A 15,068-nucleotide genomic window follows, 5' to 3' on the forward strand; every position below is an offset into this window, starting at 1 on the left:
CCCATATCCAGCAGCAACATGAGGAATTGGAGAAACAGAATAAACGTTCCCGTCTCAAGAAAAGTATGCCGAGTCGTAAAGCTCAGAAAGTTGTTATTGAACAAAGAAATTTAAATCCTGTACTTGACTCTTGTAGTTAAAAACAGGACATTTTAAATGGTTTATCGCACAGACATTTTAATTGGTGAATAACAAAAAAAACCTGGGCACCAACCCAGGTCTAAAATTTAAAAAACAGATAAATATCAGTGCAATAAACTCATTTTTCTAATTTCGCATAACGCGTATTATGTTAATTTTAGGAAAGCTCACTAATCATCAAATTAAAAATATAAGAGAGACTTATGGACTCATATCTTAATTCAGGGGCTGGTTTTCCTGCTGGAACACGTATAAATACAGACAAAGGTTTAATCGCCATTCAGAACATTAAAGTCGGAGATTTAGTACTGTCAAAGCCAAAAAATGGTGACGGAGAGTTATGCTATAAACCTGTTATAAGAATATCTACTTGTGAGAATAGTGAGATTTGGGAGCTAACCTATTTCCAAATTAAAGCAAATACAGATTTATCAAAATTAAATAAAAGCAAATTATTGCAACTTTCTCGCAAAGGAAAAATGGTCAGTAATATGCTGAGGTCTAATCAGACATTCTGGGTTAAGAATATTGGATGGACGCGCTTGGATGAGTTGAAGAACGGTCAAGCTATAGAAACATCTGATCAAGAAATCATTGGTCTTGTTTTTATGGTGAATCCATTACGAAAAACAAGTATGGAAAATGTGGCTGGAAGTTACCATCCTAGCAATATATTTAATGCGGATAAAAAAGGTTTTGATATTGAAAATGTTGAATATTTTACTTTTATCAAATATGGCTTAGAAGGACCTATCGAATGTATAGGTGATGATAATGTACCTAGTCCAATATGTGTTAATGGTGAAAGTGTTCACGTTCTCTCAGAGACATTCCGATTAAAAACTTACAGCTTTGACGTTGAGGATGATTATACTTGCTTTATTACGAAGCTAGGATTGTGGGTTAATAATACTGCCTATAAATAATATAAGAAATAAATTACTAATTTTCTTATTTAACATAATGGTTGTTATACGAAATTAAAAAATACATAAAAAGTTAATGTGATAGATTCAATTTTTCAGCTCCGTATAACGTGTATTATGTTAATTTTTGAAATACTTAATGCTGTGCCTGTGTGTATGCTTTAAAAGCAACAAGAGACATTTTTCACTTTTATCTTTTTTTATACTGCTGAAGATATCCTTATTAAGAATAAAATCAATTGCTCAGATTCCAATGTAAACAGCATTCGTTCTCCTAAAAAATTAATTCTTATAAATCTTGCAATAAGTTTTTTGATAGCTGTTTTAAATTCTCTAGTTCCTCATCACTCATCCGCATTGAACAGCGCATCTGATTCGGTATCTCCAGAATTTGCTCTTTCAAACCTCTAGCCTTATCCGTCAGGATGACCTTTTTTACACGCTCATCTTCAGCAACAGATACTCGGTTTAAGAACTCTTTAGCTTCAAGTTTCTGTACCAGTGGCGTTAACGTTCCTGAGTCGAATAACGTCTTTTCACCGAGCTCTTTTAAAGAAATATTATCTTGGTCATACAAGGCCAGAAGAACGACAAATTGAGGGTAAGTCAGATCAAATTCTTTCAGGAATGGGCGGTACTGTCGGGTTAATGCATTCGATACAGAGTATAAAGAGAAACAAAGCTGTCCAGCTAAGATGCTGTTATTCATAACTTTACCAACCTATTCCAAATAATATCTAAAAAATATTATAAATAATTCTTGACCAAAAGAAACTTGCGTGCAAGTATTATGTGCACAAGGTTATCCGAAGGGCGATTTAAATAAATTAGCTTCTGGATAGAAATCAACACATTACTTAAAAAAATTCTCGAACGTTATAGTGAGTTAGCGCCATGAAAATCGTATCTGCTTTATTAACTTCTGCCGTATTCGCATCTGCAGCAGCATCAGCACAACCTGTTAATGCTCCAGCACCAACTGCAGGTGTTAAAGCGTTCCTTGATGTCTTAAATTCAGGCAATGGCAAGCCTATGGAACAAATGTCTCCAGCAGAAGCTCGTCAGGTCCTTATTGGAGCTCAGCAAGGCGTTGTTCTTCCTCCTGCTCAAGTCTCTGATAAAACGATTCAGATTAAAGGTCAAAGCATCAAGCTGAAAATCGTGAAACCTGAAAACACTAAAGGAATGCTGCCTGTCTTCATGTTCTTCCATGGTGGTGGCTGGGTACTGGGTGACTTCCCTACTCATGAACGCTTGATCCGAGATTTGGTGCGTGAATCAGGCGCTGCAGCGGTTTATGTGGATTACACGCCTTCCCCTGAATCTCACTTCCCAGTCGCGATTGAGCAGGCTTATGAAGCAACTAAATGGGTGGCTGAGCACGGTAAAGAAATCGGGGTGGATGGTACGCGTTTAGGTTTAGTAGGTAACAGTGTAGGCGGTAACATGGTTGCTTCTGTAGCACTGCAAGCGAAGCAGTTCGGCGGTCCAAAAATCCGTTACAACGTAATGCTTTGGCCAGTGACTGATGCAAACTTTGATAATGAGTCATATAACACTTACGCCAATAATCACTTCTTAACCAAAAATATGATGAAATGGTTCTGGAATAATTACACCACTAAAGCATCTGACCGCAACAATATTCTGGCATCTCCACTTCGCGCCAGCAATGAGCAGCTGAAAGACTTCCCACCGACACTGATTCAAACTGCTGAGTTAGATGTATTACGTGATGAAGGTGAAGCATTTGGACGTCATTTGGATAAAGCTGGTGTACCTGTAACCGTTACCCGTTATAACGGTATGATCCATGATTATGGTCTACTCAATCCACTCAGCAATGAGCCAACGGTAAAAACTGCTCTATCTCAAGCAGGATCTGAACTTCAAAAACATTTGAAATAAAGGCTTGTCTGACTTAATGAAATAAAGAAGCCCAGATCTCATATCTGGGCTTCTTTATTTCTATGATTTCATTTTAGAAAATAATAACCTGCCGAGATAAGACAATCCGACTGAATTAAGATCTTCTGAATAGAGAATCTATTTAAAACACTATAACAGCCTCATTTTTGAGCTTGAAGGCCAGACTTTGCATAGTTGATTACATATTCAACACTCAAATATTTATATCACCTATTTAAGTTAGTTCAACTGCTGCTGCATGATCGATGCAGCATTGTAGCAATGGAAAGAAATTATTTTTCCATTCTCAATATGAAATACATCACAGCAAGGAACATCTATCATTTTCCCTGTTGGCGCAAGCGTTCCTTCAGGTGTAACGAGTTCCCCAGTATGAGTACCGCGAATTGCAAGTTCAACGACAACAGTACCATTCATAGCGTAAGTGCTAAAAATTTCACGATGAACATCAGGAAATGCTGCAGCCATACCACTTGCTACCATGACAATATTTTCCCCACGAAATTCCATTTCAGCTGGAACATTCAGAACGTATCCCTCATCCGAAAAGAATGAAGTAAACCTATTCAGGTCAAGGGTTTTACCTTCAGCTGCATTGTATAATTCTCTAATTATCTCAAGATCATTGTGCATCATATATTCCTTTAAGTCTGGATTCCGCTAACCAATGCCATATCACATAGATCTATTGGACAAAAAGAAGTATAGACAATAGGTTACTTAAAGAGTAGAACCTACCAAAAGGTAAGTGGAAAATTATTATGAATACATCATGTGGTTTAGATATTTCTTTAAAAATTATGGGGGGGAAATGGAAGCCTTTAATCCTCTATCATCTTCAGAATGGACCATTACGATTTTCTGAAATAAAAAGAAGTATGGGAAGCATCAGTGAAAAAGTGCTGATTCAACAGTTACGCGATTTAGTCGCAATCAATGTTCTTAATAGACATGATTATAAGTGTGTACCGCCAATGGTTGATTACTCTCTTACACCTTTTGGCGAAACACTTGTACAAGCACTGATTCCACTCTGTGAATGGGGAAACCAAAACCGTGAGCAGGTGACAAAGTTGTTACAGCCAGCATTAGAGCTAAATTAAGAAAGCCTAAACTATAAACTTGGTTGGTAAGGTTGATAGAAAATGTATGCAACTAAACTGTGCAAACTCAACAGAGTAATCTCTCCATTTAACATAATAGAGGTTATACGAAATGCTTTTTAAAATATCTTTGTTTTTCATATAGTTAAAAATTTTTCACCCCCCCTGAAAAACAACAAAAAATCGACTTGGAAACAAGTCGGTTTCTTTTTGAGCAGTTTTGATATATTTCGCCAATAATTCTGATTAATATTTAATCAATTTGTCATTTTTCTCTGCGTTATCAAGCCAGCGCTGGCTTAAATTATCCCAATTTCTGCGGACAACTCTTGGGATAAAAATTCACCAATTTTGTACGCCTGAGCGCACACCTATTTAGGGATTTTGCGGATATTCACCTAAACCCGTTTTTACTATCATGAAGTCATCAGGAACAGGAAGTTCCACACAATAATAAAAACAGAGACGCACAAGGACAGTAAGGTACGACAGGAGTTATACCGAGCGAACCCATACGAAAAACCCCGGCAGGATGCCGGGGTTTTTATTACTGACTCTTTTGAATCAAACTGGTATACACCTCTAGAATGCCAATTTTATTTGGCTAAAATCTATTTTTTGACGAACTTTATATTCCAGATATTCGATTTTATCTATTGTTCTAATTGATCTGTAAAATTTGATAACCATTCTGTAAAATTATTGGCTTCCTTCTGGACTTCAATATCTTCATGCCAGTACTGGACTACTTGTCCAAATTTTCCATCTTCAGCAGGATCAAGATCTAAAAAATAAAGATCGCCATTCCCTAAATCAATGATTGGAATCCATTTCAGGTTCCAACCTTCCCCTTTAATCCCATTGACGGATGGCGCTCCTTCCATATCTTCAAATACCCCACTTTCGAATATATCCTTCATTATTTCCCATATTTGAAAAATACGTGAAGTGGATAAAAACTTAGCATCATTAAACAGTCCGTCAGCATTACCACGTTGACCATTGTGGACTTTTAAACAAGCGAGAAAATCTTCTGGAAGTTTGACACCAATTTTTTCTTCTAAATTTGAAATCTCTGCATCAGTCGCTGCTGGAGCAAGGTCAGCTAATATAGATGGGTTAGTTTTTTCTAATATATTTTCTAATTTTTGCCAATTTTTTTGCACTTTAAGTTCCTATAAAAATTTATAATTTAAAACATATCTTTAGTGATGATTTAGAGTCTGTTGATATTTGCTTTTTAGAAAATAGCGAGAAAGTAAAATTTAATCGCCAAACCAAATAGACTTCTCACTATTCCTCAAACTAAGCTGATTGATCAACATTGATCTAAGTTAAAAGATATTATCGTAAAATTAGATTGATTTAACAAAATTGTTATTCACCAATTAAAATGTCTGTGCGATAAACCATTTAAAATGTCCTGTTTTTAACTACAAGAGTCAAGTACAGGATTTAAATTTCTTTGTTCAATAACAACTTTCTGAGCTTTACGACTCGGCATACTTTTCTTGAGACGGGAACGTTTATTCTGTTTCTCCAATTCCTCATGTTGCTGCTGGATATGGGCCAGGACCGAACCTAATCTTTTATTCTCAACCACTTCATTCTGCTGTAGTCCAGCCAGTTTATTGAAGACGCTATAGTTGATCTTCCGTCCTTCATGCATGATTGCCACAGTACCATCCGGGTACTCCAGAAATGAAATGTATTGCCCAACAAGCTTATGATTCAGCTCTGTCGGTTCAAGCATATAAATACACTTGTCATAGGTCAGGGTCAGATTCTTGGTGACCTTACGCGGTTCCTGCCAGGTAAAAATATCATCCAGTTCAAGATCAGATTCGCTTAATGGCCGATGCAGGTTCTTTGAGTTTCGCGCACATTTGGCGAACTTCTGATTGAACTGCTCAATAAAGCAGGGTAACCATATATTGGCCTCTGCAATCGAACCGATGCCTTCCAGGCGCATCTCCTTGATCAGACGGTCCTGAAGGGTTCTGTTGGCACGTTCCACACGACCTTTGGCTTGGGGTGAGTTGGCAAAGATAATATCGATGTTCAAATTATTCAGAATCCGCCCAAATTGCGTAATCTGGCTGTCTTGCCTGGATTTTTGATTAACTCTGAATACCGAATGCTTGTCGCTATAAAAGGCTAGAGGTTTGCCGTATTGTTCAATGTAGGCTCGGGTTGAAAGCATGTAGTCAAAGGTCGTTTCAGCCTCACAAAAGCGCAGATGCAACAGCTTTCCAGTAGCATCATCGATATAAACCAACAAGCAGCATTTTGCAGCTCGACCTTCAAACCAGTCATGATATGAGCCATCAATTTGGATCAGTTCACCGAAGCAATCCCGGTTATAACGTGGCTGATATGGGCGCTTCAGGCGCTTGGATCGCGGAATCCACAGGTCATTGGCCGTCATCCAGCGCCGAAGCGTTTCTACCGGGATATTCAGGTCAAACATGCTGCTGAGCTTCTCATGCGCCAAGGTGGGTCCAAAGCCCAGCAAATGTTCAGCAATAATGGAAAGGCACTTTGATTTTAACAAGTCATCATGGCGACGATGGCCAGGTTGACCACGACTGGCATGTGCCATACCTGAGACACCATCTTGATTGAGCTTCTGCAATAACCGGGTAATTTGACGGGTGGAAAGATTTAGGATTTCAGCAGCACGGACCTGGGTAATACGATGATCTCGAACGTCTTGCAGAACTGCAAGCCGTTGAATTTCTTTGTCAGACATAGTGATCAGCATCTATATTTATATCCAGTCCATGGTGATAAAAACCATCATAAACTAGACATTTTTATTGGTGAGAATATAGACACTTTAGATGGGTTCTAACATTTTTATTGCGTATAACCGCCATTATGTTAAATGTATAACTTTATAAAGTGTTAATTTTAAAGTCTTCCAATGTTTTGCCTTTTTCTTCTAATAAATTATGAACAAACTCAGGCTCTAATTTCAGCATCAGTTCAATAGCATCATGGATTTTCCAAAATTGTAATTCAGGATGATCTATTATTTGGATTAAATGGTTTTTAATTAAAGGAATATATTCATCGTATTTTTCATCATCAATTAACCAAAATAAGCGACTAATATCAAATGGTTCTGTATTAGATATTTCTATAATCTTTTGTATAGGATGAAATATTTTTATTCTAGCCTGTTCACCAAATCCTAGATCAGCTTGGAATGCCCAATAACGAACAAAAGCTCTAAGTACATGCTGAAGTGTATCATCATAACCATGTAAACGATGATCTATATAACCAACTAATTTATTTTCATTTAATAAATTTACTAATGCATCAAAACCAGAGGATTGTCCCCAATTAGTCAGAAGTTTTGCTGCCTCAAATACAATATTTTCATCAGAAGAATTTAATAAATTTATGACTTGTTCTATACGATCTTCAGGAATATCTTCTGGATCTAAATCTGTTGCATCACATGCGTAATCTGCATGAGTAGGAACGTCATGCAGTAATACAGAAATTTCTTTATTCATTAAGCCACTCATTAATAATTATCTTAAGATTTTCTAAAATTAACATAATACGCGTTATACGAAACACTTGAATTTTTCCTATAAACATCAATATCTTAATTAAATCCGTTCCAGTAAACAGCGCACTGGAACGGATTTTTCGTGATTATTCACGTTCCACGCCTGTTCTTTAATCAAAGTTCCACATCTTTGTGTAGTTTCATTTAACCCTAAAGCAGAAAAAAATGTCCAGATAAAACAAGAATAGATGTCCAAGTATTATTGATTTTACATCAAGAGACAGGCTAGCCTAATTCTAAAGGATTAAAAATCCTATACACATATGAGCTCTATTCAAATAATTTAAGGCAAAATCGAACCCTATAAATTCAAAGGTATTCAAAAATCACTATAAAAGTTTGCTATATAGCGAATATTTGCCATAATTTATCAAAAGTTTGCTATATAGCGAACAAATTTCTAGGGGTAGAATTGATATGGCTTCAAGAGAAGAAATAGGTAAAGAAATACGTTTGGCAAGAAAAGCTCTGGGCTATACACAGAAAAATCTTTCAGAAAAAACGAACATCAATAAAACAACGATTTCAGAAATAGAAAATTGCCACTTTACAGGCTCATTTAGCACATTTGAATGTGTACTTAATGCAGTAGGCCTGCAATTTGAAGTGGATAAAAAGAAGTATAAATTTCCGCATTGGAATGAAATTGAAACAATGTTTGCGGAAGATGATTAATAAAAGTTTAGCGGGCTAGATTATCAATCAAAGTACAACAAAGATGAATTTTTAGATAAGAAAGTAGAAAGGCTATATTTATACGTCTTACGCCAAAAGGCAAAATAGAAATCGTATAGCCTCAACACCAAATTATACCAATCAGTAAAACCCCCTTAGATTCAGTATGTATATGTCGGTTATTATTGCTGATTATCACAATAATTCTGGTGACCAAAAACCAAAGTACCTCACCCTACGTTAAGTTACACCACACAAAATAAAGACTTTATATATATGTTATATATAGGATTTATTAAAATACAATATATGTAGTTCTAGGTATTTTATGTCGGTGACTATTGCCAAGGTTGGGGTTTTTCTGCAATCGTGATGGTGGACCTCTCGATTATCGTCTGGTGAATAAACGTGTCTGGCATCCGATCTTGCGCTTTCTAGGATTGAAGTCTAGAAGAGCCTATCAAACACGCCATACAGCAGCAACTCTTTGGCTGTCAGCAGGAGAAAATCCGGAATGGATCGCACGTCAATTGGGACATTCAACGACTGAAATGCTATTCCGGGTCTATAGCCGTTACATCCCCAATGTTACGCGCCGCGATGGCAGTGCATTTGAAGCCATGCTGGAAAAACTAAATACAGAGGAGCTTGCACATGAATAGTAAAGCTTTCTTTGGTGGTGTGGTCGTCAGCCCTGAAGCAGATATGGTCGCTCGTGAATTAATCCATGAGCTACACATTCCCAAACTTCACAATCTAGCTTTTTTGTTGGAAATCAATAAATGCTTCGATGATCACCAGGCGTTGAGACTCTGGTTACAGCGAATGTTGGATGAAGGGCAAGCCCATTACGATGACTTGGCCCAACAGGCCCGTCTCCGCTTAATGAGTCTCGCTCACTAATAAAACAAACACAGACAGAAGGTCATCCAATCGATGACCTTAGCCCCTCTATATCTATAAAAAGGTGAACACATGCATAAAGATATTTCAATTTGGATGCCACTCTATATTGGCGACCTACAGGCAAAATTTGCACGAATGACGGCAGAACAAATTGGTGCGGCACTGCTGTTAATGATGGATTTCTGGAAAAATGGTGCCATCCCTCATGACCTAGCTACTGTATGTAGCATCACGAAATTACCTCAGCACACCAAGGCTAAAACTTTGTTGAATACGCTGATGGCTCTGGAATTGTTTGAAGTCGAGTCTGAGCAGATTCATTCAAGTTTTTTAACCAGTTTAAAAAGCCAGGCATTGCAAAATCAGCAAATGAAATCTGATAAAGCTAAAAATGCAGCTCAAGCACGCTGGAATAAATCCGCAAGTAATGCTCAAGCATCAACCAAGCAACGAAAAGTAAATGCTCAAGCAGCTCCTGAGAAGAGCTCGAGTATTACTCAAGCCATGCTTGAATCATGCCCTTCATCTTCATCTTCATCTTCAAATTTTGAAGAAAAAAATGAGAGTTTTTTAGAAAATTCAAAATGGATTTAGGAGATCAGCCATGAATACCATGCTTAAAACACTCCAGTTTCGCGCAGAAACAACGGAAACACTTTGCCCTGTCCATCATATACCCCTGATGGAAATTGCAGGTCACAGGCTCTGTAAATTGTGTGCCAAAGAAACCGTCCATCACTCACATGCAGCCTATGAAGATGAATTGCAACAGCGATTGCTACAACAGAAAATTAAAAATTCAGGGCTCAATAAACGCTACCTGGATCGTGGCTTCAAGAATTATGTAGTTGCATGCCCTGCACAAGAGAATGCCATCAAACTATGTCAGGCCTTTGCACAGCAGATTATTTCTGACCACAACCCGAACATGTTGATGATTGGTACACCGGGTACAGGTAAAACCCATCTGAGTACATCCATTATTCGTAATATTCTGCATAACAGTCTGAAATCTGCTCGCTACTATACCAGCGCAGAAATTGCTCAAAAAATGATGGATACCTGGTCAGATGCTTCACGCTCTGAGAAAGAAGTCATCGACCATTTCTCCAGTTTTGATTTATTGGTGATTGATGAATATGGCCTGCATGACCGGCATGAAAAACGCCTGGAGATGGTGCATAAGGTTTTGTATAGTCGTTATGACAATATGAAATCTACCTTGCTGATTTCCAATTTCACAGTCCAGAATATGCAGCGGGATTTAGGTGTCCGATTATGGTCACGGTTACATGAGAACCATTTGATTGTAGTACCGTGTTATTGGGATGATCGAAGAATAACTTAATCAATTGATAAGCTTTCTATGACCTCTTAAAGTTTTAGAATATGAAACTCCAAATAAATAAAGGGCGGTTAACCGCCCTTTATCAAGTCTTACTAAACTCTTAAAGTCATTAGTAAACTATTGACTGATTTAATAGCAAATCTTGAACTGACAAAAATTCAGCTTGATTTGTTAATACTAATATTTCCTGTGAATTACCACTTGCATCACCAGTAACACTAATTGTGTTTGTTTTAAGATTTTCATCATAGGAAATAGTCAAGAACTCATCAAGATTCGACGAGTTAACTTGACTGTTATCTAAGAACTCAGATAAGTCTAGTTGGTCCTCAGATATTTTAAAGTCATTAACATAGTCTACGGCAGTTACACCTGATGTATTTTGCATTAACTTAATAATGTCCTGACCATCATTCAATATAAATAATTCACTCACAGCTGAATCACTTATAAATAGATTATCGCCTGCATCACCAGTAATTACACTTTGAACAATATGTTCAGCATTAAGTGGGCTGTTCGTACCAAAATCTTGATAAACTTCATCAGAAGACATGTTACTTTCTTCATCAAAGCTAAAGCTTTCCACACTTGCCAATGATGTTGCAGCTGGCATAGTTAACCCAAATGCTCCAAAAATCTGGCTAGCTGTGATTTGGCCTCCAGTTTCGAACGCAAAAGTTTCAACAACATAATCACCGCCTAAGAAGAAATCCTTAACAGTGACTTTATTCGTATTACTACCATCCAATTTCAGAATCAAGTCATTGCCAGACATATTCAAGTAGTTACCAATTTGGCTAAATGTAATACCATTTTTGAAGACGACTTTATCATTGCCGGAGACCTCATTAATCATTAAAGCTCCAGTTGTATATTCGTAAATTGTATCACCTTCGACTTCAGATGATCCTGTTTTTGTTCCACCACCAGTTGATGGCAATGTCAGACCAAAAGCTCCAAAGATATCGTCAGCCGTAATTTCTTCTCCTGTCGAAAACTTGAATGTTTCAACTAAATTATTACCAGCAAGGAAGAAATTTTTTACCGTAATTTTATTTGTTGTACTTCCATTGACTTTAAGAATGAGGTCATTACCTGACATGGTCAGATAATTACCAATTTGGCTAAATGTGATTCCGCTCGAAAATACAACTTTGTCATTTCCTGATACTTCAGTAATGGTAAGATCACCTGAAGTATAGTTATATGTAGTATCGCCTTCCGCATTAGCTGCTCCGCCTCCAGTACCAGGCATTGTTAAACCAAATGCAGTAAAAATTTGATTTGCTGTGATTTGTTCACCAGCTGCAGTTTGGAAGGTTTCAACTAAATAATTACCCGCGAGGAAGAAATTTTTCACAGTTAAAAGATTGGCAGTACTTCCATTTACTTTAATAATTAGATCATTTCCAGACATAGTCAAATTAGAACTAATATGACTAAAGGTAATACCGCTTGCGAATACAACTTTATCTATACCTGAATGTTCAGTAATGGTTAGAGCACCACTCGTATAGTTATAAGTAGTGTCACCTACTGGGTTTGGTGTTTCACTACCAGTACCTGGCATAGTCAATCCATACGCAGTAAAAATTTGGCTCGCTGTAATCTGCTCACCTGCTGCTGTTTGGAATGATTCAACCAAATAATCACCTGCAAGGAAGAAGTTCTTCACTGTAACAATATTAGTAGTGCTTCCATTTACCTTAATGATTAAGTCATTTCCAGACTTGGTCAGGTTAGAACTAATTTGGCTGAGAGTAATGCCGCTAGCAAATACAATTTTATCTGTACCAGACTGTTCGGTAATTGTTAAGGCACCAGTACTATAGTTATACGTTGTATCACCAGCTACATTCGGTGTTTCTGCCCCACCATTATTGTTAACCTTAGTTGCAATTTGGGCTGCTGTAATCGTATAGCCACCATTCGGTTGTACGGATGAAATCGCTTTTTCTCCACCTAAGAAATGATCTTTCACCCGGATAGATTGATTTGAGTTGTTATCAATCGTAATGAGTAAATCATTATTTTCTTTAGTAAATTTTATACGAGCCTCCGTAATACCTTGATCCATCAACCAGATGACATCAGTACCACCACCAGTTTGATCAATTACATCAGCACCGTCAGCCAAGTAATAATAGTATTTATCATCACCTGCACCACCATCTAAAGTATCAATTCCAGCTCCCCCAATTAGTGTATCGTTGCCAATTCCACCGTAGATTGAATCATCACCAGCCCCGCCATCTAGATAGTCATTATCGGCACCACCTTCCACACGATCATTGCCTGCTTGCGCCCAAATCGTGTCATTTCCATCTAGACCTTCGATCAAATCATTTCCTGAAGTGCCATAAATGGTTTCCGCACCATTTGTTCCTTCAAGCACGGTATCATAGAGTCCGCCATATGCTTGGGCTTTAATAATTCCCTCAATATCTTTTGCAGAAATTGGTGCTTGTCCATTTGCATTAACTGATGAAATGGCTTTATCACCCCCAAGGAAATGATCCACAATTCGTACAGACTGGTTAGTATTTTGATCAATGGTTACGATTAAATCGTTGCCATCTTTGTTGAAGCTAATGCGGTCAGGAGTAATGCCGTAGTCCATCAGCCACAAGACATCTGTTCCGCCTCCAGTCTGATCAATCACATCAGGGCCATCAGTCAAGTAATAAAGATACTCATCATTACCTTCACCACCATTTAAGATGTCTGTTCCAGCTCCACCACTCAGTTTATCGTTACCAACTCCACCATAGATAGAATCGTTACCAGCACCGCCATACAGCGTATCATTACCCTCATCGCCATGTAGGACATCATCCCCCTCATTTCCTTCCAAGTAATCTGATCCTGCACCGCCATATAGCGTATCATTTCCAGTCTGTCCCCAAAGTGTATCATCACCTTCTTGACCATAAATAATGTCATTGCCAGCACCTGCATAAACTTTGTCATCTCCAGTCCCCATTTCAAAAGTTTCATGGGTATTTCGATATCCCCATACTTCATCATTATTGGCTGTACCATGATAAGTGACATGGTTTTCTATATAGGCATTATTCCAAATAGTTGAATCTGCGAATTGAATTTCATTAATCTTATGATGTCCGCCGACAAAGTAGTTTTGGATTGTAATCTGATCAACATTATTTTCATGCTTAATAATTAAATCATTACCAAAATGATGAAGACTAATATCTACAGGAACAATGCCTAGACCGAATCTCAGGATATCAAAAGAAACTGCAACGTTACTGTAATTCTGTCCTGCTGGACGTTCAATAATCGTGTCTTGCCCATCACCTAAATTAAATACATAGATCTCATTACCAAATGAACCATAAATTGTATCGTTACCAGTACCACCTTTTACGTATACAAATTTCTGGTCTTCCGCTAAGTCTGGGTTTTGAATGACATGGTAACCATCTGCATTTTGAATAAATTCATTCTGATTGGAACTGTCTACAAAATATTTTTGATCAACATCAACAACTAAAATATCGTCCCCGGAACCACCATCTAATAATCCTGCTTGATTATTCTCCAAACCAGTTAGAATTAAATGATCCGTACCGTCTCCACCATACAACTTACCCTGACCTACGAGAAGGTCATTTCCAGATTGGCCTTCCAAGATTCCTTGTCCATTAAGAGTATCATCGCCATTTCCCCCGAGCAGATGACCAGAACCCTCAATTTCATCGTCCCCATTACCACCATCTAAATAGCCAGCTGCATAAATTTTATCATTACCTTCTCCCCCATAAACGAAATATTGGGTTTCTGGTGCATCTGTATAAACTGGACTACCATAAATAATGTCATCACCGTTACCTGCATGAATAACATCACTATCTGTTGCACCTTCAATAACATCATCCAGCTCAGTACCTTTTACTGCCTGTACATCAAGATCAGATTCATTCCACTCTAGATTATTATCAAAGCTGACTAAATTAATCGGCTTATTGGACGAATAGCCAAACTGGGATTGAACTATTAATTGATCACCCGTTATTCGATGAGTGATCACCATATCTTGGCCCACTTTTCTGATAATAAGATCATCTGGGGCTACATTAATAAACGCTATCGTATCCTTATCGGTCTGATTTTTATATTCATACTGGATGACATCCTGCCCCCACCCTAATTCAAACTGATAAGTATCATCACCAGCTCCACCTTCTAAGGTATCATTGCCTTCGCCACCAATGAGTGTGTCATTTCCAGCTCCACCGTAAAGTTGGTCTGTACCAGTTTCACCTTGAAGGATATCATTTCCTTCCTCACCTTCTAGGCGATCATCTCCTGTGCCACCGACCAGAACATCATTTCCTGAACCACCATAGAGCTGGTCATTATCTGCACCGCCTTCTAAATGATCATCTCCATTTCCACCATATAGCTTGTCCTGCCCAGTTCCGCCATAC

13 protein-coding genes and 2 pseudogenes are annotated in these 15,068 nt (G+C 37.8%); 9 read left to right on the plus strand and 6 right to left on the minus strand.

Features of this window, described 5'->3' with window-relative positions; all coding sequences use genetic code 11:
- Positions 1-140, plus strand: a pseudogene (locus B1201_RS16865) (ISNCY family transposase); the annotation flags it as partial.
- Between the two features lie 204 nt (positions 141-344).
- A complete protein-coding gene (locus B1201_RS16585; RefSeq protein ID WP_078194509.1) occupies positions 345-1,067 on the plus strand; it encodes a hypothetical protein in 723 nt (240 codons plus the stop codon).
- 289 nt (positions 1,068-1,356) lie between these two features.
- On the opposite strand, the gene B1201_RS16590 is transcribed toward B1201_RS16585, so the two are convergent.
- Entirely contained in the window at positions 1,357-1,776 is a 420-nt protein-coding gene (locus B1201_RS16590; RefSeq protein ID WP_078194510.1) for a MarR family winged helix-turn-helix transcriptional regulator, read from the minus strand.
- A 185-nt stretch (positions 1,777-1,961) separates the two neighbouring features.
- Here B1201_RS16590 and B1201_RS16595 point away from each other — a divergent pair, with 185 nt between their 5' ends.
- Positions 1,962-2,975: an alpha/beta hydrolase gene (locus B1201_RS16595; protein ID WP_078194511.1), complete on the plus strand. Its 1,014-nt coding sequence runs from the start codon at positions 1,962-1,964 to the stop codon at positions 2,973-2,975.
- A gap of 240 nt (positions 2,976-3,215) precedes the next feature.
- Here the strand turns inward: B1201_RS16595 and B1201_RS16600 are convergent, their stop codons facing one another.
- Positions 3,216-3,629: an ester cyclase gene (locus B1201_RS16600; protein WP_078194512.1), complete on the minus strand. Its 414-nt coding sequence runs from the start codon at positions 3,627-3,629 to the stop codon at positions 3,216-3,218.
- Positions 3,630-3,757: 128 nt separating this feature from the next.
- On the opposite strand from B1201_RS16600, the gene B1201_RS16605 reads away from it, so the two are divergent.
- Positions 3,758-4,099 (plus strand): winged helix-turn-helix transcriptional regulator, encoded by a 342-nt coding sequence (locus B1201_RS16605; protein ID WP_078194513.1) that lies wholly within the window; start codon positions 3,758-3,760, stop codon positions 4,097-4,099.
- A 653-nt stretch (positions 4,100-4,752) separates the two neighbouring features.
- On the opposite strand, the gene B1201_RS16610 is transcribed toward B1201_RS16605, so the two are convergent.
- From B1201_RS16610 to B1201_RS16620, 3 genes are all read right to left on the minus strand, one after another.
- Positions 4,753-5,265, minus strand: coding sequence for an SMI1/KNR4 family protein (locus B1201_RS16610; protein ID WP_078194514.1), 513 nt, complete (start codon positions 5,263-5,265; stop codon positions 4,753-4,755).
- Positions 5,266-5,528: 263 nt separating this feature from the next.
- A complete protein-coding gene (locus B1201_RS16615) occupies positions 5,529-6,863 on the minus strand; it encodes an ISNCY family transposase (protein WP_078194515.1) in 1,335 nt (444 codons plus the stop codon).
- A 133-nt stretch (positions 6,864-6,996) separates the two neighbouring features.
- On the minus strand, positions 6,997-7,626 hold the full coding sequence (locus tag B1201_RS16620) for a hypothetical protein (RefSeq protein WP_078194520.1): 630 nt from the start codon (positions 7,624-7,626) through the stop codon (positions 6,997-6,999).
- Positions 7,627-8,102: 476 nt separating this feature from the next.
- Between B1201_RS16620 and B1201_RS16625 the strand changes: the two genes are divergently transcribed.
- The 5 genes and pseudogenes from B1201_RS16625 to B1201_RS16645 all read left to right on the plus strand — a co-directional run bounded on the left by B1201_RS16625 (position 8,103) and on the right by B1201_RS16645 (position 10,614).
- A complete protein-coding gene (locus tag B1201_RS16625) occupies positions 8,103-8,360 on the plus strand; it encodes a helix-turn-helix domain-containing protein (protein ID WP_078194516.1) in 258 nt (85 codons plus the stop codon).
- A gap of 359 nt (positions 8,361-8,719) precedes the next feature.
- Positions 8,720-9,022 (plus strand): annotated as a pseudogene (locus B1201_RS16630) (site-specific integrase); the annotation flags it as partial.
- Positions 9,015-9,263 carry a hypothetical protein gene (locus tag B1201_RS16635; RefSeq protein WP_004895356.1) on the plus strand — a complete coding sequence of 83 codons (249 nt, stop codon included), beginning with the start codon at positions 9,015-9,017 and terminating at the stop codon, positions 9,261-9,263. The pseudogene B1201_RS16630 and the gene B1201_RS16635, both read left to right, overlap by 8 nt.
- Positions 9,264-9,335: 72 nt before the next feature.
- Positions 9,336-9,860 (plus strand): DUF1376 domain-containing protein, encoded by a 525-nt coding sequence (locus tag B1201_RS16640; protein ID WP_078194517.1) that lies wholly within the window; start codon positions 9,336-9,338, stop codon positions 9,858-9,860.
- A gap of 10 nt (positions 9,861-9,870) precedes the next feature.
- Positions 9,871-10,614 (plus strand): ATP-binding protein, encoded by a 744-nt coding sequence (locus tag B1201_RS16645; RefSeq protein WP_078194518.1) that lies wholly within the window; start codon positions 9,871-9,873, stop codon positions 10,612-10,614.
- 109 nt (positions 10,615-10,723) lie between these two features.
- Here B1201_RS16645 and B1201_RS16650 read toward each other — a convergent pair.
- Positions 10,724-15,068, minus strand: a 4,345-nt coding sequence (locus tag B1201_RS16650) for a calcium-binding protein (protein ID WP_078194519.1), incomplete at its 5' end; no start/stop codon positions are given.

It is taken from the genome of Acinetobacter sp. ANC 5600 (assembly GCF_002018395.1).
Taxonomy (GTDB): Bacteria; Pseudomonadota; Gammaproteobacteria; order Pseudomonadales; family Moraxellaceae; genus Acinetobacter; species Acinetobacter amyesii.